The 24,555-nt window shown below is 75.2% G+C and carries 22 protein-coding genes; 19 read left to right on the forward strand and 3 right to left on the reverse strand.

Annotated elements, in window-relative coordinates:
• The first annotated feature begins 183 nt into the window (after positions 1–183).
• Genes ACI796_RS17910 through ACI796_RS17930 form a run of 5 tightly spaced genes read left to right on the forward strand, consistent with a single transcriptional unit; the run spans position 184 to position 6,217 of the window.
• On the forward strand, positions 184–1,671 hold the full coding sequence (locus ACI796_RS17910) for a uracil-xanthine permease family protein (protein WP_456942574.1): 1,488 nt from the start codon (positions 184–186) through the stop codon (positions 1,669–1,671).
• Positions 1,668–2,552 (forward strand): FAD binding domain-containing protein, encoded by an 885-nt coding sequence (locus tag ACI796_RS17915; protein ID WP_456942575.1) that lies wholly within the window; start codon positions 1,668–1,670, stop codon positions 2,550–2,552. The genes ACI796_RS17910 and ACI796_RS17915 overlap by 4 nt, the downstream gene beginning before the upstream one ends.
• Positions 2,549–3,082 carry a (2Fe-2S)-binding protein gene (locus ACI796_RS17920; RefSeq protein ID WP_456942576.1) on the forward strand — a complete coding sequence of 178 codons (534 nt, stop codon included), beginning with the start codon at positions 2,549–2,551 and terminating at the stop codon, positions 3,080–3,082. Before ACI796_RS17915 ends, ACI796_RS17920 begins: the two co-directional genes overlap by 4 nt.
• Before the next feature lie 43 nt (positions 3,083–3,125).
• Entirely contained in the window at positions 3,126–5,537 is a 2,412-nt protein-coding gene (gene cutA / locus ACI796_RS17925) for an aerobic carbon-monoxide dehydrogenase large subunit (protein ID WP_456942577.1), read from the forward strand.
• The gene (locus tag ACI796_RS17930; protein WP_456942578.1) at positions 5,534–6,217 is read left to right on the forward strand and encodes an SRPBCC family protein; all 684 of its coding nucleotides are present in this window, start codon (positions 5,534–5,536) and stop codon (positions 6,215–6,217) included. Before cutA ends, ACI796_RS17930 begins: the two co-directional genes overlap by 4 nt.
• On the opposite strand, the gene ACI796_RS17935 is transcribed toward ACI796_RS17930, so the two are convergent.
• From ACI796_RS17935 to ACI796_RS17945, 3 genes are all read right to left on the reverse strand, one after another.
• Positions 6,214–7,530, reverse strand: a complete 1,317-nt coding sequence (locus ACI796_RS17935) for a right-handed parallel beta-helix repeat-containing protein (protein ID WP_456942579.1) — start codon at positions 7,528–7,530, stop codon at positions 6,214–6,216. The two genes, ACI796_RS17930 and ACI796_RS17935, sit on opposite strands and share 4 nt — an antisense overlap.
• Before the next feature lie 282 nt (positions 7,531–7,812).
• A complete protein-coding gene (locus ACI796_RS17940) occupies positions 7,813–8,454 on the reverse strand; it encodes a LuxR C-terminal-related transcriptional regulator (protein WP_456942580.1) in 642 nt (213 codons plus the stop codon).
• A 381-nt stretch (positions 8,455–8,835) separates the two neighbouring features.
• Positions 8,836–9,573, reverse strand: a complete 738-nt coding sequence (locus tag ACI796_RS17945) for a LuxR C-terminal-related transcriptional regulator (RefSeq protein WP_456942581.1) — start codon at positions 9,571–9,573, stop codon at positions 8,836–8,838.
• 396 nt (positions 9,574–9,969) lie between these two features.
• On the opposite strand from ACI796_RS17945, the gene ACI796_RS17950 reads away from it, so the two are divergent.
• From ACI796_RS17950 to ACI796_RS18015, 14 genes are read left to right on the forward strand one after another with little or no spacing between them, the layout of a single operon-like run.
• Positions 9,970–10,284 carry a TcmI family type II polyketide cyclase gene (locus tag ACI796_RS17950; protein WP_387991358.1) on the forward strand — a complete coding sequence of 105 codons (315 nt, stop codon included), beginning with the start codon at positions 9,970–9,972 and terminating at the stop codon, positions 10,282–10,284.
• Positions 10,281–12,041, forward strand: coding sequence for an acetyl-CoA carboxylase carboxyltransferase subunit alpha (locus tag ACI796_RS17955; RefSeq protein WP_456942582.1), 1,761 nt, complete (start codon positions 10,281–10,283; stop codon positions 12,039–12,041). The genes ACI796_RS17950 and ACI796_RS17955 overlap by 4 nt, the downstream gene beginning before the upstream one ends.
• Positions 12,028–12,579 carry an acetyl-CoA carboxylase biotin carboxyl carrier protein gene (gene accB, locus ACI796_RS17960; RefSeq protein WP_456942583.1) on the forward strand — a complete coding sequence of 184 codons (552 nt, stop codon included), beginning with the start codon at positions 12,028–12,030 and terminating at the stop codon, positions 12,577–12,579. The genes ACI796_RS17955 and accB overlap by 14 nt, the downstream gene beginning before the upstream one ends.
• Positions 12,576–14,315, forward strand: a complete 1,740-nt coding sequence (locus tag ACI796_RS17965; RefSeq protein WP_456942584.1) for an acetyl-CoA carboxylase biotin carboxylase subunit — start codon at positions 12,576–12,578, stop codon at positions 14,313–14,315. Before accB ends, ACI796_RS17965 begins: the two co-directional genes overlap by 4 nt.
• Before the next feature lie 29 nt (positions 14,316–14,344).
• Positions 14,345–14,836, forward strand: coding sequence for an SRPBCC family protein (locus tag ACI796_RS17970; protein ID WP_456942585.1), 492 nt, complete (start codon positions 14,345–14,347; stop codon positions 14,834–14,836).
• Positions 14,833–15,789: an ACP S-malonyltransferase gene (locus ACI796_RS17975; protein ID WP_456942586.1), complete on the forward strand. Its 957-nt coding sequence runs from the start codon at positions 14,833–14,835 to the stop codon at positions 15,787–15,789. The genes ACI796_RS17970 and ACI796_RS17975 overlap by 4 nt, the downstream gene beginning before the upstream one ends.
• 19 nt (positions 15,790–15,808) lie before the next feature.
• The gene (locus ACI796_RS17980; protein ID WP_456942587.1) at positions 15,809–16,234 is read left to right on the forward strand and encodes a cupin domain-containing protein; all 426 of its coding nucleotides are present in this window, start codon (positions 15,809–15,811) and stop codon (positions 16,232–16,234) included.
• Positions 16,231–17,517, forward strand: a complete 1,287-nt coding sequence (locus tag ACI796_RS17985; RefSeq protein ID WP_456942588.1) for a beta-ketoacyl-[acyl-carrier-protein] synthase family protein — start codon at positions 16,231–16,233, stop codon at positions 17,515–17,517. Before ACI796_RS17980 ends, ACI796_RS17985 begins: the two co-directional genes overlap by 4 nt.
• Entirely contained in the window at positions 17,514–18,761 is a 1,248-nt protein-coding gene (locus ACI796_RS17990) for a beta-ketoacyl synthase N-terminal-like domain-containing protein (protein ID WP_456942589.1), read from the forward strand. The genes ACI796_RS17985 and ACI796_RS17990 overlap by 4 nt, the downstream gene beginning before the upstream one ends.
• On the forward strand, positions 18,758–19,105 hold the full coding sequence (locus ACI796_RS17995) for an antibiotic biosynthesis monooxygenase family protein (protein WP_456942590.1): 348 nt from the start codon (positions 18,758–18,760) through the stop codon (positions 19,103–19,105). Before ACI796_RS17990 ends, ACI796_RS17995 begins: the two co-directional genes overlap by 4 nt.
• On the forward strand, positions 19,102–21,924 hold the full coding sequence (locus tag ACI796_RS18000; protein WP_456942591.1) for an FAD-dependent monooxygenase: 2,823 nt from the start codon (positions 19,102–19,104) through the stop codon (positions 21,922–21,924). Before ACI796_RS17995 ends, ACI796_RS18000 begins: the two co-directional genes overlap by 4 nt.
• A 22-nt stretch (positions 21,925–21,946) precedes the next feature.
• Positions 21,947–23,230: a cytochrome P450 family protein gene (locus ACI796_RS18005; RefSeq protein ID WP_456942592.1), complete on the forward strand. Its 1,284-nt coding sequence runs from the start codon at positions 21,947–21,949 to the stop codon at positions 23,228–23,230.
• Positions 23,227–24,087, forward strand: a complete 861-nt coding sequence (locus ACI796_RS18010; RefSeq protein ID WP_456942593.1) for a TcmI family type II polyketide cyclase — start codon at positions 23,227–23,229, stop codon at positions 24,085–24,087. Before ACI796_RS18005 ends, ACI796_RS18010 begins: the two co-directional genes overlap by 4 nt.
• Positions 24,084–24,509, forward strand: coding sequence for a VOC family protein (locus ACI796_RS18015; protein WP_456942594.1), 426 nt, complete (start codon positions 24,084–24,086; stop codon positions 24,507–24,509). Before ACI796_RS18010 ends, ACI796_RS18015 begins: the two co-directional genes overlap by 4 nt.
• The last annotated feature ends 46 nt before the right edge of the window (positions 24,510–24,555 follow it).

The raw sequence follows: 24,555 nt of genomic DNA on the forward strand, positions 1-24,555 counted from the left end.
CCCGCCGACCGTACCGGGAGATCCCTCAACGGTGAGATATCGACGACGCAACGATCTTGTTGCCGGTCGAACATTTAGCGCTGAGGCACTTTCGCCCCGGCGTGTCGCGTGACACTGTGACGGCCTCCCGGGGGTGGCGGCACCTCCCGGCCCGCATCGGCTGTGCCTCGCGAGGAGGACCCCATGGCGTTCGGTTGGAAGCTCTACGGCGACGGCAAGACGCCGCCGCTGGGCGAGGCCGTCGCGCCCGACGAGCGACTGTCGTGGCCCCGCACCGTCGGCATCGGCGCCCAGCACGTCGTCGCGATGTTCGGCGCGACCTTCGTCTTCCCGATCGTCATGGGCCTGGACCCCAACCTGGCGATCATGATGAGCGGGATCGCGACGATCATCTTCCTGCTTATCGTGAACGGGAAGGTGCCGAGCTACCTGGGCACCAGTGCCTCGTTCGTCGGCGGCGTCGTCGCCGTCCGGGCGCAGGGCGGCGACTCCAGCGACGTCGTCGGCGCGATCCTTGTCTCCGGCGTCGTACTGGCGCTGGTCGGCGTCCTCATCCACTTCGCCGGGGTCCGGTTCCTGCACGCGATCCTGCCGCCGGCGGTGACCGGCGCGGTCGTGCTCCTGATCGGCTTCAACCTGGCCCCGGTGGTCGCCGGCATCTACTGGCCCCAGGACCAGTGGGTGGCGCTGGCCACGATGAGCTTCGTCATCGTCGCCTCGCTGCTGCTGCGCGGCTTCTGGGCCCGCATCTCGATCCTGCTCGGCCTGGTCTTCGGCTACCTGCTGTCGATCCTGCTCGACGCGACGGCCGGCCAGATCACCTCGCCCGACGGCACCGGCGAGGTCGTCACCCGCGACCGGATCAACTTCGACACCGTCGGCCAGGCCGACTGGTTCGGCCTGCCCGACTTCACCGCGCCCAGCTTCTCGCTGAACTTCAGCCTGCTGGTGCTGCCCGCCGTCATCGCGCTGGTCGCGGAGAACGCCGGCCACGTCAAGGCGGTCGCCGAGATGACCAAGCGCGACCTCGACCCCTACATGGGCCGGGCGATCGCGGCCGACGGCGTCGCCACCGTCGTGGCCTCCTCGGTCGGCGGCTCCCCCACCACCACCTACGCCGAGAACATCGGCGTCATGGCCGCCACCCGCGTCTACTCGACGGCGGCCTACTACGTGGCGGCCCTGGTGGCGATCCTGCTCGGCCTGTGCCCGAAGTTCGGCGCGCTGATCAACATCATCCCGGGCGGCGTGCTGGGCGGGATCACCGTCGTCCTCTACGGGATGATCGGCCTGCTCGGCGCGAAGATCTGGAAGGAGAACCGGGTCGACTTCGCCAACCCGATCAACCTGGTGCCGCTCGCCGCGGGCATCATCATCGCCATCGGCAACGTGAACCTGCAGATCACCGACACCTTCTCGCTGGGCGGCATCGCGCTGGGCACCATCGTGGCGGTGCTCGGGTGGCACGTCGCCCGCGCCCTCGCACCGGCCGAGATGAAGGCGGCGCTCGTGGCCGAGCGGGAGTACGCGGGGGGCACGGGTCCCGCGCTCGGCCACGCCGGGGCGCACGACTACCGCGCCGGGGGTCAGGAGTACAGCGCCGACCCGTCGTCGGTCGACCAGGTGGGCCGCCCCGGCACCGACCGACGCAGGGACATGCTCGAGAAGTGAAGCCCGCACCCTTCCGCTACGCCGACCCCCGGTCCCTCGACGAGGCGCTCGACGTCCTGGCCGAGCCCGGCGCCAAGGTGCTCGCCGGCGGGCAGTCGCTGCTGCCGCTGCTGGCGATGCGCCTGGCGGCGCCGGCCACGCTGGTCGACGTCAACCGGGTACCCGGCCTCGACGCCGTCGAGGCGACCGGGGACGGCGTGCGGGTGGGGGCCCTCGTCCGGCACGCACGACTGCTCCGCGACAGCCCTGACGCGAACGCCGCCGCCCGGGTCCAGCCGCTGCTGGCCCGGGCGACGGCGAACGTCGCGCACCCGGCGATCCGCAACCGCGGGACGACGGTCGGCTCGATCGCGCACGCCGACCCCTCCGGCGAGATGACCTCGGTGCTCGCCCTCACCGGCGGCTCGGTCACGGTGGCGACGCCGCAGGGCCGGGAGACCGTCGGCTGGCGGGACCTGTTCGTCGGGCCGCTGGAGACCTCGCTGCCCGGCGGCGCGGTCGTCGTCGACGCCTTCTTCCCCGCCCTGCCCGAGCGCTCGGGCACCGCCTTCGCCGAGGTCGCCCGGCGCAGGGGCGACTACGCCGTCTGCGGGGCCGGCGTCGTCGTGACCCTGGACGCGGACCGCCGGGTGGCCGCCGTCCGCGCGTCCTACCTGTCGGTCGGGCTGGTGCCCGAGGTGCACGACCTCACCGAGGCCGTCGCCGGCAAGCCCGTGGACAGCGCCGACTGGGCCGCGGCCGGTGCGCTGGCCCGCACGCTGGTCGACCCCGACACCGACATCCACGCCAGCGCCGACTACCGCCGGCTGCTGGTCGGCGTGCTCACCGAGAGGACCCTCGCCGAGGCGGCCGCCGAGGCGATCGAGAGGACCGCTGCATGACCTCCGTCGACACCCCACGGATCGACACGGAGCGGACCGTCCGCGTGACGGTGAACGGCGTCCCGCGGGAGGTGACCGTCCCGGTGCGCCGGGTGCTCGCCGACGCGCTACGCGACGACCTCGGGCTGACCGGCACGCACGTCGGCTGCGCGCACGGCGTCTGCGGCTCGTGCACGGTGCTCGTCGACGGCGACCCGGTGCGCTCCTGCCTGGTGCTCGCCGTGCAGGTCGACGGCGCCGAGGTGACCACCGTCGAGGGCCTGGCCCGCGAGGACCACCAGCGCGGGCAGGTGCTCCACCCGGTGCAGGAGGCCTTCCGCGAGTGCCACGCCCTGCAGTGCGGCTTCTGCACCCCGGGCTTCCTGGTCACGATCGCGGCGGGCCTCGAGGCGCGCGACACGGCCACGGAGATCACCGAGGAGGAGGTCGACGAGCTCGTCGGCGGCAACCTCTGCCGGTGCACCGGCTACGCCAACATCAAGAAGGCCGTCCGGCACGCCGCCGCGGCGATGCGGGAGGACGCCCGGTGAGGGCGGCAGGAACGGCCGTTCCTGCCGCCGGGAGGCGAGTGCGGTGACCACCAAGCTGTTCGGGGAGCCGGTCCGCCGGCGCGAGGACGCCCGCCTGATCACCGGCCGCGGCCGCTACCTCGACGACATCGGCGCCGGCGCGCTGGCCGCCGCCTTCGTGCGCAGCCCGCACGCCCACGCGCGCGTGGTCGACGTCGACGTCGAGGCGGCCCTCGACGTCGAGGGCCTGGTCGCGATCTACACCTACGAGGACCTCACCGGCCCGATGGCCGAGCCGCTGCCGGTGCTCATCCCCCACCCGCAGCTGCACGCGCCCCGCACCGGCTACCCGCTGGCCAACGGCGAGGTGAACCACGTCGGCGAGCCGGTCGTGATGGTCGTGGCCACCGACCGGTACGTGGCCGAGGACGCCGCCGAGCGGATCGTCGTCACCTACGAGGAGCTGCCGGTCGTCGTGGGGGTGGACGCCGCCCGCGAGGCGCGCGCCACCGTCCACGAGGAGATCCCCGACAACGTCGCGGCGCGGCACCACCAGGAGACCGGCGACGTCGAGCCGGCGCTGGCCGCCGCCCCGCACACGCTGTCGTTCACCCAGTACATCGAGCGCAGCGCCTGCACGCCGCTGGAGGGCAAGGGCGTGCACGCCCGCTGGGACGCCGACGACGGCAGCCTGCGGGTGCACTCCAGCACCCAGGCCTCGACGTCGGTGCGCGCGGCCATCGCCGCCAAGCTCGAACTGTCGCTGGACCGGGTCGAGGTGATCGCGCCCGACGTCGGCGGCGGCTTCGGCGTCAAGATCGTGCACCCGTGGCCCGAGGAGCTGCTGGTGCCGATGGCGGCGATCCGGCTGGGCCGCGAGGTCAAGTGGGCCGAGGACCGGCGCGAGCACTTCGTCTCCAGCGCCCACGAGCGCCAGCAGCGCCAGGAGATCACCGTCGGCTACGACGACGACGGCCGGATCACCGCGCTCGACGTGCACGTCTGGCACGACAACGGCGCCTACACGCCCTACGGGATCATCGTCCCGATCGTGACGGCGACCCAGCTGGTCGGCCCCTACGTCATCCCCGTGTACCGGGTGGTCGTCGAGAGCGTCTACACCAACACCGTCATCGTCACGCCCTACCGCGGGGCGGGGCGGCCGCAGGGCTGCTACGCGATGGAGCGGACGATGGACCGCATCGCCGACGCGCTCGGCCTCGACCGCGCCGAGGTGCGCCGCCGGAACCTGATCACGCCCGACCAGTTCCCCTACGACCACCGCCTCACGTTCCAGGACGGCCGGCCGGTGATCTACGACTCCGGCGACTACCCGGGGCTGCTGGACAAGCTCGTCGCGCTGGTCGGCTGGGACGAGGCCGCCGCGCTGCGCGCGGACGCGCAGGCGCGCGGGAAGCTGCTCGGCGTCGGCATGGCGCTCTACGTGGAGGGCACCGGGCCCGGGCCCTACGAGGGCGGTCACGTGCAGGTCCTCGGCAGCGGCAAGGTGCTGGTCTCCACCGGCCTGACGTCACAGGGCCAGGGCCACGAGACGGTGTTCGCGCAGATCGTCGCCTCCGAGCTCGGGGTGCCGATCGAGGACGTCGAGGTGCACACCGGCGACACCCGGCGCTTCGGCTACGCCGTCGGCACCTTCGCCTCGCGCGCCGCGGTGATGAGCGGCAACGCCGTCGCCCTGGCCGCCCGCGGCGTGCGGGAGAAGGCGCTGCGGATCGCCGCCGAGGTGCTCGAGGCCGACCCCGGGGACCTGGAGATCGACGAGGGCCTGGTGCAGGTCAAGGGGACGCCGGGGGCGTCGATCCCGCTGCGCACGGTCGCCGTGCTGTCCAACCCGCTGCGCTACGCCTTCGACGAGGCGGCCAAGCAGGCCACCCAGTTCGCCACGCACGACGACAGCAAGCCGCCGGTCGCCCCCGGGGACGCGCCGGGCCTGGAGCACCGCGACTACTACTCGCCGATCCGCTCGACGTTCGCCTCGGGCGCGCACGCGGCGGTGGTCGAGATCGACCCGCGGACGTGGGAGATCGACGTCGTCCGGTACGCGGTGGTGCACGACTGCGGCAACGTGGTGAACCCGATGATCGTCGAGGGGCAGGTGCACGGCGGCGTCGCCCAGGGCGTGGGCGGGGCGCTGTACGAGCGGATGGCCTACGACGCCGACGGGCAGCTCCAGAACGCGTCGTTCATGGACTTCCTCATGCCCTACGCCTCCGAGGTGCCCGACGTGGTCATCGACCACCAGGAGACGCCGTCGCCGCTGAACCCCCTGGGGATCAAGGGCGCCGGCGAGGCGGGGGTCATCCCCGGGACGGCGGCGATCGCCTCGGCGATCGAGGACGCCACCGGGCGGCGGATCGCCTCGATGCCGATCTCGCCGACCGAGCTGTACGACCTGATGAGAGACGAGACGGCGGAGCGGACGCGGGCGTCCCTCCAGACGGGAGTGCCCGCGTGAACCTCGACGGCTCGGCGGTGCTGCACGGCACGCCCGAGGAGGTCTGGAGGGTCGTCACCGACCCGGCCGTGCTCGCGCGGACCATCCCCGGCTGCGAGTCGCTGCAGCGCACCGGTGAGGACGAGTACCGGATGGACGTCTCGGTCGGCGTGGGCGCCATCCGCGGCACCTACGCCGGCGAGGTCCGGCTGACCGACCAGCAGCCGCACTCGTCCTACGTCATGCACGCCTCCGGCGCCGGCGCCCCGGGCAACGTCCGGGCGAAGGTCGACATCGCCCTGGAGCCGCACGAGGAGGGGACGACGCTCAGCTGGTCGGCCGACGCCGTCGTCGGCGGGCCGGTCGCGGGCGTGGGCCAGCGGATGATCACCGGCGTCGCCAAGCGGATGGCCGGGCAGTTCTTCGCCGCGATCGACCGCGAGCTCACCGAGGGCGCCCCCGTGGGGACCGCGCCCGCCGCCGCCCGCGCGACGTCGGCCGCGGTGAGCTCCACCGAGGCGCCCGCGGCCGTCCCCGCGGGGGCGCCGGCCGCGCCCGAGCCGCAGGTCTTCCGCGGCGCGGAGGCCCCGGCCGCGGCCCCGTCGGCGGACGCGCGGACCCTCGCCGTCGGGGCGCTCGGTGGTGCCGGGCTCACCCTGCTCGGCGTCCTCGTGGGCTGGCTGCTCGGCCGCCGTCGCTAGACGGGGTAGGGCTCGCCGCAGATGTCCGGCGGGAGGCCCGTGTCGCAGCGGTTGTCCCGGAACTCGAGTGCCCCACCGGGCGGGAGCGACGGGGCGACCGAGGGGTCCCCGACGAAGACGTCCATGTCGACGAGGACCGACCGGGTCGGAGGGGTGCCCACCGGCACGAGGGCGTGGTTGTCCCCGAAGTAGTTGGTGGACACGCGGACGTCCGCCAGCGGACCGGCGCCGGACGCGGGCCGCGTGAGCAGCGTCAGCCCGCCGGCCGGGCCGGTCAGCGCCGGCACGCCGGCCGGCAGGTCGGCCGTGTTGTCGGCGATGACGTTGCCCGCGACCGTGACGTCGTCCGCGTCGACCACCTGCATGCCGACACCGGAGACGTGCTCGTCGCCCTCCCTGCCCCGGAGGCAGTACCGGTCGTTGTCCGTCGACGTGTTCCCGGTGATGCCGAAGCCGCCGCTCGGGACGTCCCGCGAGGCGTCGGGGACCTCGGTCGCGACGTCGTCGACGAGCAGCAGGCCGATGCAGTTGCCCGTCAGGGCGTTCCCGGTGACCCGGCCACCGCGCGCCTCCCGCAGGGAGATCCCGACGTCGTAGCCCTCGACGTCGTTGCCGGAGACCGTGGCGTCGGCGCGGTCGGAGTCCCCGATCGCCACACCGGCGGTGCCCGAGTCCGGCGCCGCCCCCGTGCCGCGGTCGAGGCCGACCTCGCTGTTGTCGGTGATCCGGATCGCCGTCGAGTCGAAGGCGGCGATGCCGTGGCGGTCGTGGGCGGAGCCCGACGTGCCGGCCACCCGGAAGCCGTCGGCTCCCCACGCGACGATCCCGCTGGCAGGGTGGTTGCGGGTCGACAGGCCGCCGACCAGCACCGGCCCGTCCGGGTCGAGGAAGAACAGCGCGGAGACGTCGTCGGCGAGGGTGTCCGGGTCGCCGTCGGCGTCGGCGCGCTCCTGCGCCTCCCAGCAGGGGGTCGACGGGACCGCGGGCAGGTCCCGGACGGTCCGCCACCCGGGCCACACGAGGTTCGTCACGCCCGCACCGGCGCCCCGGATGGTCAGGCCCTTGCCGTGGACGCAGACGGCCTCGCGGTAGTTCCCGGGTGCGATCCGGATGGTGTCGCCGGAGCGTGCCGCGTCGACGGCGTCCTGGATCCCGGCGTACTCCTGACCGGGCCCGACCTGGAGCGTGCGCGGGCCGTCGTGTGTCGCGGCGGCACCGGCCGGGAGCGCCCCGACGATCAGGACCCCCGCGCCGACGACGGCCGCGAGGCGTGCGGCTCCGCCACGGACCCGCGACCTCGTGGAGGGGTCCATGGAGTGGCCTCCTGGTCTGCGGGGCGCCCAGCGGAGGAGCTCGGGAACGGGGACGGGAGCCCGGGGGGTCCGGGCGGTGCGGCACACCCTCCACGGACGGCGCCGCAGCGTCCAGACAGCCGCAGGGATGAACGCGGGACCCGTCCCAGGTCGGACGACCCGGGTCCGGACGGCACGGTGCCGACCACCGCAGGGACCGCGGACCCGACCCGGGGACGAGCCCCTCCTCCGCAGGTCGCACACCCGCGGTCGGACACGGACCGACGGGCCCCGCCGTCGGCGTCACGCCGCCGGCGAGTGCTCCCGGTTCACGAGGATGGCCAGCTGGGTCCGGCTGCGGAGGCCCAGCCGCCGCATCGAGGCGGTGAGGTGGCTCTTCACCGTCGCGAGGCTGAGGAACAGCCGCCGCGCGATCTCCTCGTTGCTCAGCCCCTGCGCCACCAGCTCGGCGACCTCGCGCTGCCGCTCGGTGAGCCGGTCCAGCGGGCGGCCGGGGACCTCGTCCGGCGGCGCGGGGTCGGTCAGGTAGCGCACCAGCTGGCTGGTGGCCGAGGAGTCGATGGCCGGCTCGTGACGGGCCAGGGCGCGCACGGCCTCGACCAGCCGCGCGGCGGCCGAGCAGCGCGGCAGGTAGCCCCGCACGCCGGCCCGCAGCACCTGCACGAGCTCGGGACCGGCCTCCTCACGCGGCTCGGCGAGGACGAGGACCGCGGTCCCCCGGCGGCAGAGGGCGCGCAGCAGCGGCAGCGTGGCCCCCTGCACCAGACCCTGGCGGGCGACGACGACCTGGGCGGGCACCTCGTCGACGGCGGCGAGCGCCCCGGGCAGGTGGTGGGTCTCGGCGACGACGGCCATGTCCGGCTGCGCCTCGAGGACCTCCCGCAGCCCCAGCCGGAAGACCTCCCGGTCCTCGCACAGCAGCACGCGGACGAGGCTGCACGGCGGACGGATGGTCAGCGGGCGCGGACCGGGTGGCGCGGTCGGTCCCGGGATCGGCGTGCCCGGTGCCGGGCCGGCCGGCCGCCTCGGCCGGAACGCTGCGGGACCCGGGCCCTGCAGGACGTCGTCGGAACTCATGCGTTCCCCCTGTCCGGGTGGCTGACGGGCTCCGGGCGGGATCTCCGACCGGGTGGGACCCGTCCGTCTCAGTCGGACGTGCCGAACGGTAGCGCGCAACCGTCCGACGTTGCCAGGTAATGTGCACGCCCTTCACAGGTTGCGTCCAGGTTCGTGTGCACGGGGCGCCGCCGTCCTCCCGGCGCGCACGTCGGGCCTGTACTCGGAGTGACCGGCTGCACACGGAACTCAGCTGCCGATGGGGCCGGCCTCCCAGCCGGGGCCGGGGTGGGCCGTGCGGTTGACGTGGATGGCCAGCTGCGTCCGGTCGCGCAGACCGAGCCGGCGCAGGGCGACGGTGATGTGGCCCTTGACGGTCGCGCGGCTGACCTGCAGCCGGGTCGCGATCTCCGCGTTGGTCAGGCCCTCGGCCACCAGCTCGGACACGGCCTGCTGCCGGGCGGTGAGCGGGTTGCGCCCGCCGGCCTCGTCGGCCCCCGCCGAGCTCCGCGCGCCGTCGAGGTGGTGCAGCAGCTCGCCGGTGACGGCGGCGTCGAGCAGCGTCTCGCCGCGGACGACGGAGCGCACGCCCTCGATCAGCCGATCGGAGCTGACGGTGGTGTACATGTAGCCGCGGGCCCCGGCCCGCAGGGCCTCGACCAGGTCGCCGCCGTTGCCGGCCTCGCCGAGCAGCACGACCCGCGTGCCGGTCGCGGTCAGCGCCCGCACCAGCTCGGTCATCGCGGGCCCCTGGGCGCCCAGGCCCAGCAGGGTGACGTCGGGGTGCAGCTCGGCGGCGAGCTCGAGCGCCCGCGTCGCGTCGGCCGCCTCCGCGACGACGACGAGGTCGGGCGCCCAGCGCAGCACCGCGCGCAACCCGTGCCGCAGCACCTCGTGGTCGTCGCAGATCAGGACCTGCGCCGGGGGACCGGGGGGCCGGAGCCCGTCGCGAACCGGCGGGACGGTCCCCTCCGGCTCGCCGCCCATGCGTCTGCTCCGCTCAGGTCCGGCGCCCGGCGCCGCTGGTCCCAGGACCCGGAAGCTAGCGACGGACGGTGACCTGCCGCCACCGGTCTGCGACGCGGTGAGCACGATTCGCCGTCGGATTCATACCCGGGTCGTGGTCCCCCGCTCCGGAAGGTGGGCATCGCCCCCGCCCCCGGGCGCTGCACCCGGCGACGCGCCACCCCTCCGACCGGTGCCCACCCCGGCGACCGGCCGCCCCCTCCCCCGGGCGGGCCCGACGGATCCGACCCGTGGCGCTGTCGGGGTGCTGCCCCGCCGCCCTAGCGTCGTCCGGCATCCGTCCCCGGCCCGCCGGCCGCACCGGTCCGCCGGCCCCTGCCGGCCCACAGCGACGCTGGAGTGCCCGTGCACCAGACGATGATCATCGCGAGGATGACCCCCGCCGACGCGGACAAGGTCGCCGACGTCTTCGCCCGCTCCGACGCGACGTCGATGCCGTACGAGATCGGGGTGCGGCGCCGGCAGCTGTTCACCTTCCACGACCTCTACGTGCACCTGATCGAGTTCGACCGCCCCGAGCAGGAGGCGATGGCGGTCGCGCAGTCGCTGCCGGCGTTCCGGGCGGTCAGTGAGGAGCTGCGGCCCTACATCGTCGCCTACGACCCGAACTGGCGGTCGCCGCGGGACGCCATGGCGCGCCGGTTCTACGAGTGGTCGGCGGAGCGGTCGTGACCGCGACGACGCCGGCCCGGCCGCACGCCGCGGCGCCCGGGACGGTGGACTGGGTGAGCTGCCCCAGCTGCGGCTGGCTGCTCTACCGCAAGCGGCTGGACCGCAACCTGTCGGTCTGCCCCGAGTGCGACCACCACCTGCGGCTGGGCGCCCGGGCGCGGATCGCGCTGCTGGCCGACGACGGCAGCTTCGACGAGCACGCCTGCCCTCCCGGGCCGGCCGACCCGCTGGCCTTCACCGACCTGCGCGACTACCGCGACCGCCTGCACGAGGCCGCCGCCCGCTCGGGCGAGACCGAGGCCGTCGTCCTCGGGACCGCCCGCATCGGCGGCACCCCGGTGGTCCTCGCCGCGATGGACTTCGGCTTCCTCGGCGGCAGCATGGGCATCGAGGTGGGCCGCCGCGTCAGCGCGGCCGCGGACCTCGCCCTGCAGCGCGGCCTGCCCCTGGTGACCGTCTGCGCGAGCGGCGGCGCCCGCATGCAGGAGGGCGTCTTCTCGCTGTTCCAGATGGCGCGGGTCAGCCACGCCTTCGCCCAGCTGCACGAGTCCGGCCTGCTGTCGGTCTGCGTGCTCACCGACCCCACCTACGGCGGGGTGTCGGCGTCGTTCGCCACCCTGGCCGCCGTCCTGGTCGGCGAGCGGGGCGCGCACGTCGGCTTCGCCGGCCCGCGGGTGGTGCAGGAGACCATCCGGGCCGAGCTGCCCAGCGACTTCCAGACGGCGGAGTTCCTGCTGGCCCACGGCCTGGTCGACCGGGTGGAGAGCCGCGCGGAGCTGCGCCCGCTGCTGATCCGGCTGCTCGAGCTGCACGGCCGCCGCCCCGCTCCTCCCCCGGTCACCGCCCCGGCACCGGCACCGGAGGCGACCCGGGAGGTCACGCCGGCGGAGGACGGCGCGGAGGACGCGGACGCCTGGGACGTCGTCCAGCGCGCCCGGGTGGCGGGCCGGCCGACGACGCTGGACTACCTGCACACCGTCTTCGACGACTTCGTCGAGCTGCACGGCGACCGCACGTTCGCCGACGACCCGGCCGTCGTCGGCGGGGTCGCCGTCCTCGACGGGCGCCCGGTCGTGGTGATCGGCCACGAGAAGGGCCACTCGGTGCGCGAGCGGGTGGCGCGCAACTTCGGCATGCCGCACCCGGAGGGCTACCGCAAGGCGATGCGGCTCATGGCGCACGCCGAGACCTTCGGCCTGCCGGTGGTCACGCTGGTCGACACCCCCGGCGCGCACCCGGGCCCCGCAGCCGAGGAGCGCGGCCAGGCGCACGCGATCGCCGAGACCATCATGCGCAGCAGCCGGCTGCGGGTGCCCGTCGTCGCGGTGCTGACCGGCGAGGGCGGCAGCGGCGGCGCGCTGGCGCTGTGCACCTCCGACCGGCTGCTGGTCCTGGAGAACGCCTACCTGTCGGTGATCAGCCCGGAGGGCTGCGCCGCGATCCTCTGGCGGACGGCGACCGCCGCGCCCACCGCCGCGCGGGCCATGCGCCTGGGCGCGGCGCACCTGCGGGCCAGCGGCATCGCCACCTCGGTGGTGCCCGAGCCGCCCGGCGGCGCGGACGCCGACCCGCTCGCGGCCGCCGGGCTGGTCCGCGCCGCGCTGGTGCGCGAGCTCGACGAGCTCACCCGGCTCGACGTCGGCACGCTCCTCGGCACCCGGGCCGCCCGGCTGACCCGCATCGGCGGCGACGGCGACCGGCCGCTGCGCGTGGTCGCGCCGGCACCCGAGGGAGGTGACGGGGATGCGGCCCGCTGAGCTGCCGGCGCGGCCGGGACAGGCGGGGGAGGAGCCGGTGCCCGGGGACGAGGCCCGCAGCCTGCACGACGAGGTGGTCGAGCTCGCCCGCACCCTGCCCGGGCCGCTGCGCCGGCTGACCGTCCGCAGCGGGGACCGCGCGGTCGAGGTCGAGTGGGCGGCCGACGCCGTCCCCGCGGCCGCCGCGCCGGCCCCGGTGCCCGGTGGGCTGCAGGCCGTGGCCCCGCCGCCGGGGCCGGCCGCGGTCCCGGAGCGGGCGGGCGAGGAGCCCGAGGTGCCCGAGGGCACCGTCGCCGTCCGGGCGCCGCTGGTGGGCACCTTCTACGCCGCGCCCTCCCCCGGCGCCGAGCCGTTCGTGCGGGTCGGCGACGAGGTCGAGGCCGGCCAGACGCTCGGGATCGTCGAGGCGATGAAGCTGATGAACCCGATCGTGGCCGACGCCGCGGGCGCGGTGGCCGAGATCCGGGTCGGCGACGCCGAGTCCGTCGAGTACGACCAGGTCCTGGTGCTGCTGCGCCCGTCCGGGGCACCGCGGTGATCGGCCGGCTGCTGATCGCCAACCGCGGCGAGATCGCCGTCCGGGTCGCCCGCGCCTGCCGGGAGCTCGGCATCGAGGTGGTCGCCGTGTACTCCACGGCCGACCGGCACTCCGCCGTCGTCGAGATGGCCGACGAGGCGGTGCACATCGGCCCGCCGGCGCCGCGGGCGAGCTACCTGCACGTGCCCAACGTCGTCGAGGCGGCGCTGCGCAGCGGCGCCGACGCGGTGCACCCCGGTTACGGCTTCCTCTCCGAGGACCCCGACTTCGCCGAGATCTGCGAGGCCGAGGGGCTGACCTTCGTCGGCCCGCCGCCGGAGGTCATGCAGCAGATGGGCAACAAGGCCACCGCGCGGCGGCTGATGGCCGCGGCCGGCCTGCCGCTGCTGCCCGGGGTGGTGGACCCGGTGCGCACCGCCGAGGAGGGCCTGGCCGTCGCCGCGGAGATCGGCTACCCGGTGATCATCAAGGCCGCGGCCGGTGGCGGCGGCCGCGGCATGACCGTGGTCCACGACGCCGCCGACTTCGCCGAGGCGTTCACCACCACCCGCACCGTCGCCCGGGCGGTGTTCCGCGACCCCACCGTCTACGTCGAGCGCTACCTCTCCGGTGCCCGGCACGTCGAGGTCCAGGTGCTCTGCGACGCCCACGGCTCGGGCGTGTACCTCGGCGAGCGGGACTGCTCGCTGCAGCGGCGGCACCAGAAGCTGCTGGAGGAGGGCCCGGCCGGGCACCTCACGCCCGAGCAGCGGGCCGCGCTGGGCGAGCTGGCGGTCCGCGGCGCGCTGTCGGTGGGCTACACCGGCGCCGGGACCGTGGAGTTCCTCGTCGACGACGCCGGGCGGGCCTACTTCATGGAGATGAACGCCCGCATCCAGGTCGAGCACCCGGTCACCGAGCTGCTGACCGGCGTGGACCTGGTCCACGAGCAGCTGCTGGTGGCCGGCGGGGAGCGGCTGCGGCTGCGCCAGGAGGACGTCGTCGTGCGGGGTGCGGCGATCGAGTGCCGGATCAACGCCGAGGACCCCGCCCGCGGCTTCGCCCCCGCGCCCGGCCGGCTCGACGTGCTGCGCCTGCCCGACGGGCCCTGGACCCGCTTCGACACCGGCTACCGCCAGGGCGACGAGGTCAGCCCGCACTACGACTCGCTGCTGGGCAAGCTCGTCGTCTGGGCGCCCGACCGCGAGCAGGCGGTGCGGCGGATGGACCGGGCGCTGGCCGAGCTGCGCGTCGAGGGCCCCGGCGTGCACACCACCGCCGCCCTGCACCGCGCGCTGCTGCGCGACCCCGACGTGCGCGCCGACCGGCACGACGTCCAGTTCCTCGACCGCCGGCTGCCCGACCTGGTGGCCCGCGCCGCGGCGATCGCCGCGTCCCGGGAGCCGGCCCTGCCCGCCTCGCGCGGCGCACTGCACCTCGTCCCGGCCGGCGACCCCGCCGGTCCGGCGTCCGTCCCCCACTCCCGTCCCGAGGAGGACCCTCCCATGTCCGCTGCCTTCACCCAGGCCGACCTCATGCAGCTGCTCACCGAGAAGGCGGGGCTGCCGGCCGAGTCGCACACCGACGACCCGGACGCCCGCTTCGCCGACGTCGGCCTGGACTCGCTGGCCTTCCTGTCCATGCAGACCGAGCTGCAGGACCGCTTCGGCACCGCGATGCCCGACGACAGCCCCGACAACTACACGTTCGGCGAGATCGTCCAGGCCGTGTCCGCGGCCCAGGCGCAGCCGGCCTGAACCCCACCGTCCCGAGGGAGTTCCCCGACATGAGCAGCACCGTCGAGCCCGGCCTGACCGTGGGCCACACCGACAACTCGATCCTCATCCACGCCGACCTGGACCACGTCTGGGCGATGACCAACGACCTGCGGTCCTGGCCGGACCTGTTCACCGAGTACCGCAGCGTCGAGGTCCTCGAGTCCACCGACACCTGGTTCCGGTTCCGGCTGACCATGCACCCCGACGAGTCCGGGCGGGTGTGGAGCTGGGTGTCCGAGCGGACCCTCGACCCGGCCGCGCACGAGGTGCGCGCGCGCCGCGTGGAGCCCGGCCCGTTCGAGTTCATGGACATCCACTGGAGCTACACGGCCGAGGACGGCGGCACCCGGATGCGCTGGGTGCAGGACTTCCGGATGCGGCCGGAGGCTCCGGTCGACACCGAGACGATGACCCGGCGGATCGACGCGAACAGCAAGGTCCAGATGCGCATCATCCGGGAGAAGGTCGAGGCCGCCGCGGACCGAGGAGCGGTGGGGTGACCGCGGCGCGGGGTCCCGCGGTCGTCCTGCCCGGGGAGGAGGGCTCCCGCCCGGGCATGGTCGACCCGTGGCTGGCCGACCCGGTGGCCGCGGCCACCGTGTCCGAGGTCGACGCCGTCGTCGGCCGCGACGTCGCCGCCTGGTGGCGGGACCCCGCGACCGCACCCGACCCCGTCGCGGCGCACCTCGAGGTCGTCGTGACCGGGGTGGCCGGCTACCGCAGCCTGACTGCCCGCGGGCTGTTCCCGGCGGTCGTCGCCGGGCACGGCGTGGGCGAGTTCGCCGCACTGGTCGCCGCCGGCGCCCTCGAGCTGGACCAGGTCGTCGAGCTGGTGCACTGGCGCGCCGAGCTGCTGTGCCTGGCCCCGAGGCCCTCCTGCGCGGGCCTGGCCGCCGTCCTCGGTCCCGGCGCCGAGGGCGTGGCCCGCGCCGCCGTGGCCGCGGTCGGCGACGACGGCCCGCTGTGCGTGGCCGCCCTCGACGCCCCCCAGCGGGCGGTGCTCTCCGGCGGCCGCACCGAGCTCGCCCGCGCGGCCGGGGTCGTCCGCGAGGCGGGCCTGGAGCTGGTGCGGCTGCCCGGCCGGGCGCCGTGCCACGGCCCGCTGATGGAGCCGGTCGCCGCGCACCTGGCGACCGCGCTGGCCGACCTGGACTGGTCGGTCCCGCTGGTGCCCGTCGTCCCCAACGCCGACGGCGAGCCGACCCGTGACCCCCGGCGGCTGCGCTCGGCGCTGCGCCGACACCTCACCGCGCCGGTGCTCTGGGAGGCCACCTCCCGGGCGCTGGCCGGCGCCGGCGCGACGTCGGTCGTCGAGATCGGCGCCGTCCCGGTGCTCGGGCCGCTCGTCGCCCAGGTGCACCCGCACCTGCCCGTCCACCTGGCCGCGGGGCCGGGCACGCCCGCCCCCACCGACGTCCCGGGTCCCGCGCTCGCGGGCTCGCTCCCCACCTGACCCGCTCCCGAGGAGAGACATGACGACGATCCAGCACGCGCCGGCCACCCCGACGCGCTGCGGCCCCACCGTCCACCGCGCCGACACCGCGCCCAACCGCCGCCGCGGCGGGGACATCCGGGTGCTGCTCTCCCCGGCCAGCGTGGGCTCGACCGCCGGCTTCATGGGCACGCTGACCCTCGAGCCCGGCGAGGTCGTGACCGAGCACTGGCACCCGTACTCGGAGGAGTTCCTCTACTGCCAGGAGGGCGACGTCCTGGTCACCCTCGACGGCGAGGAGCGCCGGCTGGTGAGCGAGTCCGCCGTCCACATCCCGATCGGCGTCAGGCACCGGATCGTCAACGACACGGGGACGACGGCGACGTTCGTCTTCCTGTGCGGTCCGCTGGCGCCGCGGCCGGAGCTGGGGCACGTGGACACCGAGCTGCCCCCGGGCAAGCGGTGAGCGCCGACCGGCGCCGGGTCGTCGTCACCGGCATCGGGGTGGTCGCCCCCGGGTCGATGGGCCGCGAGGGCTTCTGGGACATGCTCACCGAGGGACGGACGGCGACCCGCCGGATCACCTTCTTCGACCCGGCCCGGTTCCGCTCCCAGGTCGCCGCCGAGGTGGACTTCGACGGCCGCAAGCTCGGCCTGACCGCCCACGAGGTGTTCCGCAACGACCGGTTCGTCCAGATGGCGATGGTCGCCGCGGACGAGGCGGTCGCCGACAGCGGGCTGCGGTTCGGCGCCGACGACGGCCCGGACGGCGACCGCGTCGGCGTGACGCTGGGCAGCGCGGTCGGCGCGACGATGCGCCTGGAGCAGGAGTACGTGCAGGTCAGCGACTCGGGCCGGCTGTGGGAGGTCGACCCGCGGTACGCCACGCGGTTCCTCGCCTCCGCGCTGGTGCCGAGCTGCGGCGCCACCGAGCTCGCCGTCCGGTTCGGCGCGCACGGCCCGGCCACCGTCGTCTCCACCGGCTGCACGTCGGGCATCGACGCGGTCGGCTACGGCGCGCAGCTGGTCGAGGACGGCGACGCCGACGTCGTCCTCGCGGGGGCCAGCGACGCCCCGATCTCGCCGATCTCGATGGCCTGCTTCGACACCATCCGGGCGACCACCGACAGCAACGACGACCCCGAGCACGCCTCCAAGCCCTTCGACGCCCGCCGCAACGGGTTCGTCATGGGCGAGGGCGCGGCGGTGCTCGTGCTCGAGGAGCTCGGGCACGCCCGCCGCCGCGGCGCGGAGGTGTACTGCGAGGTCACCGGCTACGCCAACCGCTGCAACGCCTTCCACATGACCGGGCTCAAGCCCGACGGCACCGAGATGGCCGAGGCGATCACCCGGGCGCTGGAGCAGGGCCGCATCGCGCCGGACGAGGTCGGCTACGTCAACGCGCACGGCTCGGGGACCAAGCAGAACGACCGGCACGAGACGGCCGCGGTCAAGAAGAGCCTCGGCACCGCCGCGAGCCGCGTCGCGATGAGCTCGATCAAGTCGATGGTCGGGCACTCGCTCGGCGCCATCGGGTCCATCGAGATCGCCGCGACCGCCCTGGCGGTGCAGCGCGGCGTGCTGCCGCCCACGGCCAACTACGAGGTGCCCGACCCCGAGTGCGACCTCGACTACGTGCCGAAGGTGGCGCGGGAGCAGAAGGTCGACGTCGCCATCTCGGTGGGCAGCGGCTTCGGCGGGTTCCAGTCGGCGATCGTGCTGGCCAGCCCGACCCGGAGGGAGTCGTGAGCGGGCTGCTGGTCACCGGGATCGGCGTCGTCGCCCCGACCGGCGTCGGCGTCGAGGAGCACTGGGCCTCGCTGGTCCGCGGGGAGCCGGCCATCCGGCCGCTGGAGGGCTTCGACGCCGAGCGGTACGGGGTCCCGCTGGCCGGGCAGGTGCGCGACTTCGTGCCCGCCGACCACGTCTCCCCGCAGCTGATGGTGCAGACCGACCGGTGGACGTGGATGTCGCTGGCGGCGGCCACCCTGGCGGCGCAGGACGCGGACTACACCGCCCCCGAGGACGACGTCTACGCCACCTCGGTGTTCCTGGCCTCGGGCTCGGGCGGCAACGAGTTCAGCCAGCACGAGATCCAGGGGCTGTGGGCCAAGGGCCCGCGGTCGGTGGGCGCCTACCAGTCGATCGCCTGGTTCTACGCGGCCTCGACCGGCCAGGTCTCCATCCGCGACGACTTCAAGGGCCCCTCGGGCGTCGTGGTCACCGAGGGCGCGGGCGGGCTGGACAGCATCGGCTGGGCGCGGCGGGTGGTCCGCCGCGGCACCCCGGCGGTGCTGGTCGGCGGCACCGAGGCCGGGCTGTGCCCGTACGCGGTGCTGTGCCAGGCCACCGGCGGCCGGCTGTCGGGCGCCGCGCGCCCGGAGGACGCCTACAAGCCCTTCGACCGGCGGGCCAACGGGCACGTCGTCGGCGAGGGCGGGGCGATCCTGCTGCTGGAGGCGCCCGGCGCCGCCGCGGCCCGCGGCGCCCCGAAGGTGTGGGGCGAGGTCGCCGGCTACGGCGCCACCCACGACGCCCACCACCACGAGGACCCGGCGCCCGACGCGACGCAGTACGCCCGGGCGATCCGGCTGTCGCTGGCCGACGCCGGCGTCTCCCCGGACGAGGTCGACCTGGTCGTCGCCGACGGTGCCGGCGTCCCGGAGCTGGACCGGCTGGAGTTGGAGGCGCTCGGCGCGGTGTTCGGCGGGCGGGCGGCGCCGGTGCCGGTGACCGCGCCGTCGTCGTGGACCGGCCGGCTCATGGCCGGCGGGTCGGCGCTGAACGTGGCGACGGCGCTGCTGGCGATGCGGGACGGGATCGTGCCCGGCACCGCCTTCCTCGACGACCCGGTCGAGACGCCGCCGGGGGTCGACCTGGTCCGCGCCGGCCGCGTGCAGCACCTGGACACCGTGGTGGTCGTCGCCCGCGGCGCCGGCGGGTTCAACAGCAGTCTCGTGCTGCGCCGGCACCGGGCGGAGGAGGCCGCGTGACCGCCGCGGGTGAGCGGGCCGCGATCCGCACGATGCTGCGGATGCGGACCCGCGAGGGCTGCGAGGCCGCGTTCGAGGAGGCCTGGCACCGGGCCGCGGCCGAGATCGCCCGGGTGCCGGGCAACCTGCGCCAGGAGCTGGTGCGCGACGCCGACGACCCGCGCACGTTCGTGATCACCAGCGACTGGACCGACCGCGCCGCCGTCGACGGGTTCGGCCGCAGCGAGGCGCGGGAGACGCTCACCGAGGCGCTGCGCGACCTGCGCGAGGACGCCGCCCGCAACACCTACGAGGTGCTGGCCGTCGTCCCCGGTGCGGGGCGGCCGGTGGAGGCCCCGGCATGACGGCACCGGCGACCGGGAGGAGGGACGCGGCCGGCGTCCGGACGGTCCTGCGGATGCGCGCGCGGGAGGGCTGCGAGGCGGCGTTCGAGGAGGCCTGGCACCGGGCCGCGGCCGAGATCGCCCGGGTGCCGGGCAACCTGCGCCAGGAGCTGATGCGCGACGAGGGCGACCCGCGCTGGTTCGGCATCGTCAGCGACTGGACCGACCGCGCGTCGGTGGACGCCTTCGGCCGCAGCGAGGCGCGGGAGACGCTCACCGAGGCGCTGCGCGACCTGCGCGAGGACGCCACCCGCTCCACCTTCACCGTGCTGGCGACGGTGGAGGCCGAGCGGCGCCGGCCGGTGCGCATCGACTTCTCCACCAGCGTCCAGCCCGGGGAGCAGGTGGCCTTCGAGCGCGCCTACACCACGGTCACCCAGCGGATCGGCGACTCGAGCGGGTACGTGCGCGAGGAGCTGCTGCGCGACGCGAGCGGCCTCCGGTACCACATCTTCGCCGAGTGGGAGTCCGAGGAGCACTTCGTGCAGTGGGTCGAGGACCCCTCGCACATGGCGGCCGGGGCGCCGCTGGCCCGCTGGCACTCCGTGGAGTTCCGGCGCGAGGTGCTCGAGATCCGCCAGCGGCCCGACGCCGACACCGACTTCCCGCCGCTGCTCCCGCCCGGCGGCGACGTCGAGGTGGCACGGGTGCGCGTCGACTCCGCCGTCGCCGTGGAGCCGTGGGAGCAGGAGGCCTTCGAGCTCGCCTACCTCGCCGCCGCGCAGCTCGCCCGCAGCGCCCCGGGCCACGCCCGCGAGGAGCTGCTGCGCGAGCCCGACGGGCGGCGCTACCACGTGGTCGCCGAGTGGGACTCCGAGCAGCACTTCACCGACTGGACGGCGGAGCCGACGAACTGGACCGCCGGGCCGCTGGGCCGCTGGCTGGCCCGGGGCGAGGACCGCCGGGTGTTCGCGCTGCGGGTGCGCCCGGAGCCGCCGTCGGTGACCGCCGACGCCGTCCCCGTCCCCGCCGCCGTGCCGGTGGCGCCGGAACCGGACCTGGAGGTGGTGGCCGGGCCGCCGGTGACCACGGTGCCCAGCGCCAGCGTGCAGGAGTTCGTCGAGAAGCCCGACGACGGGCACGCCGCCGCGGCGGCGCTCCCGGTCCCGGGCGACCTCGGCGAGGCCTCACGCACCACCGGCCGCACGGTCGAGGTGCTCGTCGTCGGCGCCGGGCCGGCCGGCCTCACCCACGCCATCGAGCTGGCCCGCCGCGGCGTCGCCGTCCGCGTCGTGGACAAGCGCCCCGAGGCGTCCACGCAGGCGGACAAGGCGATCGGCATCCACTGCCGGACGATGGAGATCTGGGAGGACCAGGGCATCGTCACCGAGGCGATGGACGCCGGCATCTGGCTGCACGGCCAGACGGTGTTCGTCAACGGCGAGCAGACCCACCAGGTCGACTGGGCCGGCCTCGACGAGCTGCCCTACGCCCACCTGGGCCTGCCGCAGTACGAGACCGAGCGCATCCTGCTCGGCCGGCTGACCTCCCTCGGCGTCGTCGTCGAGCGCGGCGTCGAGCTGGTCGCCTTCACCCAGGACGACGAGGGCGTCACCGCGCAGCTGCGGCACCGCTCCGGCGAGGGGGAGACCACCCGGGCGCAGTACCTCGTGGGCTGCGACGGGGCGCACAGCGCCGTCCGCTCCGGGCTGGGGCTCCGCTTCGAGGGCGGGCTGTCGATGTTCCCGCAGCTGTTCATGCTCGGGGACGTCGACGTCGACTGGGACCTGCCCGCCGGGCACCTGGTGCGCTTCGTGCGCATCGAGAACGAGGACGACTTCACCGGGATGCTGGTCTGCGTCCCGCTCAAGGGCCGCAACCGCTACCGGATCGCCACCCTGGCCCCGCAGCGGTGGCAGGACGCGGTCGGCTCCGGGGTCGTCCCGCCCGGGTTCTGGCAGGAGTACGAGCCGCCGACGCTGGCCGACATGCAGGCCGCGATCGACGACCTGGGCCCGCCCGGGACGACGGCGAGCAACCTGCGCTGGTCGTCGATCTTCCGGATCAAGCACGGCATCGTCGACCGCTACCGCGGGGGGCGGGCCTTCGTCGCCGGCGACGCCGCACACCTGCACCCGCCGGCCGGCGGGCAGGGCATGAACACCGGCATCCAGGACGCCTGGAACCTGGGCTGGAAGCTCGCCCTCGCCGTCCGGGGGCTGGCCGCGCCCGGCCTGCTCGACAGCTACGAGGCCGAGCGCCGTCCCGCCGGGAAGATGATCGTCGACCGGGCCGTGGCCATCGCGTTCACCGACGAGATGGACATGGAGGACGAGAAGGCGCAGTTCCTGCTCGAGATGCAGATGACCATGAACTACGCCGGCAGCCCGCTGGTCGGCGAGACGCCCGGCTTCACCGCCGGGCCCGAGCCCGGGCACCGCGCGCCGGACGTGCAGGGGCTGCGGCGCTTCGGCGTCGCCCACCCCCTGCGGCTGTTCGACCTCACCCGCGGCACCCGCTCCACGCTGCTGCTGGCGGCCGACGCCACCGCGTCGGAGGAGCAGGTGTCGGACCTGGAGAAGCTCACCGTCGCCGTCCGGCAGCAGACCCGCGGCGAGGTGGCGGCCTACCTCGTCGCCGCCCCCGACGCCCGGGTGCCGTTCCTCGTCGACCTGCCCGTCGTCCGCGACGCCGAGGGCGCCTTCGCCGCCGCCTACGGCACCGCGGGCGCGGGGACGGCGGCCTACCTCGTCCGCCCCGACGGCCACGTCGGCTTCCGCAGCCGCCCGCTGGACGAGGACGCCCTCCTCGACCACCTCGCCGGCGTCTTCGCCGCGTGACCCCCACCCCTCAGGAGCCGACATGACCCAGACCGCCCCCCGGGACCCCGCGGCACCCCCGGACGACGTCGTCCCCGGCCAGGAGATCTACACGCCGGAGTTCCGCGCCGATCCCTACCCCGTCTACGCCCGGCTGCGGGCGGAGCGCCCCGTGGTCAAGGTGCGCACCCCGCGCTTCGACTCCTTCCTGGTCACCCGCTACGCCGACGCCCGCCAGGCGCTGTCGGACCCGCGGCTGTCCAAGGACCTCTACCGGGCCGGTGACACCTACCTGGCGGTGTTCGGCGAGAAGGCCCGGCAGATCAACACCAACATGCTCAACTCCGACCCTCCCGAGCACACCCGGCTGCGCCGCCTGGTGACCCAGGCGTTCACGCCGAAGCGGATCGAGGCGATGCGCCCGCGGGTCGAGCAGATCGTCGCCGGCCTGCTCGACCGGATCGCGCCGCGCGGGTCCACCGAGTTCGTCGACGAGTTCGCCCTCCGGCTGCCGCTGGCGGTGATCGGTGACCTGCTCGGCATCCCCGAGGCCGACCACGAGGAGATCCTCGCCGGCACGCAGGTGATCCGGACCGTGGGCACCGGCGGGCGGAGCCCGCAGGAGGACCGGGCGGCGATCGGGCAGGCGCAGGAGCGGCTGCACGCCTACTTCACCGGCCTGGTCGCGGCCAAGCGCGCCCGTCCCGGGGAGGACCTGGTCAGCGGGCTGATCGCCGCCCGGGACGGCGACGGCCGGCTGTCGGAGGCGGAGCTGGTCTCCAGCTGCTTCCTGCTGCTGTTCGCGGGCTACCAGACGACGTCGGACTTCCTCGGCAACGCCGTCGTCGCCCTGCTGACCCACCCCGAGGAGATGGCCGCCCTGCTCGCCGACCTCGACCGGGTGCCCGAGGCCGTGGAGGAGCTCCTGCGCTTCGACGGGTCGGTGCCGGTGTCGAGCTTCCGGTTCGCCACCGAGGACCTCGAGATCGGCGGCGTGACCATCCCGCAGGGCTCGATCGTGACCGTCGTCCTCAGCGCGGCCGACCACGACCCCGAGCTCACCCCCGAGCCCGACCGCCTGGACCTCGACCGCGGGCCGACCCAGCACCTGGCCTTCGGGCACGGCATCCACTACTGCCTGGGCACCGCGCTCGCCCGGCTGGAGGCGACGACGGCGCTGCGGCAGGTGCTGCTGCGGCTGCCCGACCTGCGCCTCGACGTCCCCGTGGAGGAGCTGCAGTGGCTGCCTGCGGCCTCGGCCTTCCGCGGTCTGCTCGCACTGCCGCTGCGCTTCACCCCCACACCCACCCCAGGAGGCACCCGATGACCCAGACCACCCCGCCGGCGTCCCCCTCGGCAGACCCCGCGGCCGACGCCACGACGACGCCCACGGAACCGCCCTGGGCGAACGACACGGTCGAGTTCGCCACCACGGCCACGGCCCCCGCGACCTGGTCCTCGGGCACCTGGCGGCCGTTCCGCAACGTCATCGTCTGCCGGATGGTCCCCGGCAGCGAGGACAAGGTGGGGCCGGTGTTCGCCTACTACGACCGGACGACCCGGCCGCAGGACCTCGGCGTCGTCGGGCGGATCCTGCTCTCGTACGAGGGCCTCTACCTGCACGTCATCGAGCGCAAGGAGGACCCGGAGGTATCCGGCCAGCGCCGCGGCCTGCCGGCGTTCCAGGCGATCGCCGAGGCCATCGCCCCCTACGTGACGCCCTACCCCAGCTACTGGCAGAACCCCTCGCACTCGGTGGCCAAGCACTTCTACACCTGGCTGCCCGAGGGCGAGGTCTCCCCCGACCGGGAGATGACCGTCATCGTCCAGCGGATGCGGCCGGGCACCGAGGAGGACATCGCCCGGGTGTTCGCCGCGTCCGACGCCGGCGGGCTGCCGACGGAGACCGGCGTCACCGGCCGCTGGCTGTACTCGATGGAGGACGTCTTCGTGCACCTCCTGGAGCAGGACCGGGTCAAGGCGGCGGCGGTGCGGCAGAACCACGAGTCGATGCGGCCGGCCTTCGCCAAGGTCATGCAGGACCTCGCGCCCTACGTCAGCCCCTACCGCCCGGAGACGTGGCAGTCCCCGCGCGACTCGGTGGCCCGGGTGTTCCACCGCTGGACGGCTCCGGACTGGGCACCTGGGGACCCGGTGCCGGCGCCGAGGGAGGAGACGGCGTGAGCCTGCGCGGGGTCGCCACGCTCACCTACTGGGCCGAGGACGTGGCCGCGGCCGTCGCCTGGTACACGGAGCTGCTGGGCTCGGGTCCCCGCTTCACCCGGCCGGGACCCGGCGGACGCCCCAGCTACGCGACGTTCACCGTCGACGAGGGGACGTCGCTGGCGGTCGCCGACCTCGCCTTCGCCCCGCCGGGCATGACGCCGGGGACCGGTGGCGCGGTCGGGTACTGGCGGGTCGACGACCTCGACGCGGTCCTCGAGCGGCTCACGTCGATGGGCGCCAAGGAGTACATCCCGCTCACCCCGCACGGGCCGATCGTCAGCGCGGCCGTCGTCGACCCGTTCGGCAACGTGGTCGGGCTCAGCTCCGACCGGCACCCCGGCGCCGACTTCCGGCCCGGCGGTGCGCAGCGGCCCGGCTGACGGCCGGCGCCGACAGCACCGGCCCCTGGACCCGGGAGCCCCCTCT

The organism is Geodermatophilus sp. SYSU D00525, assembly GCF_054050475.1.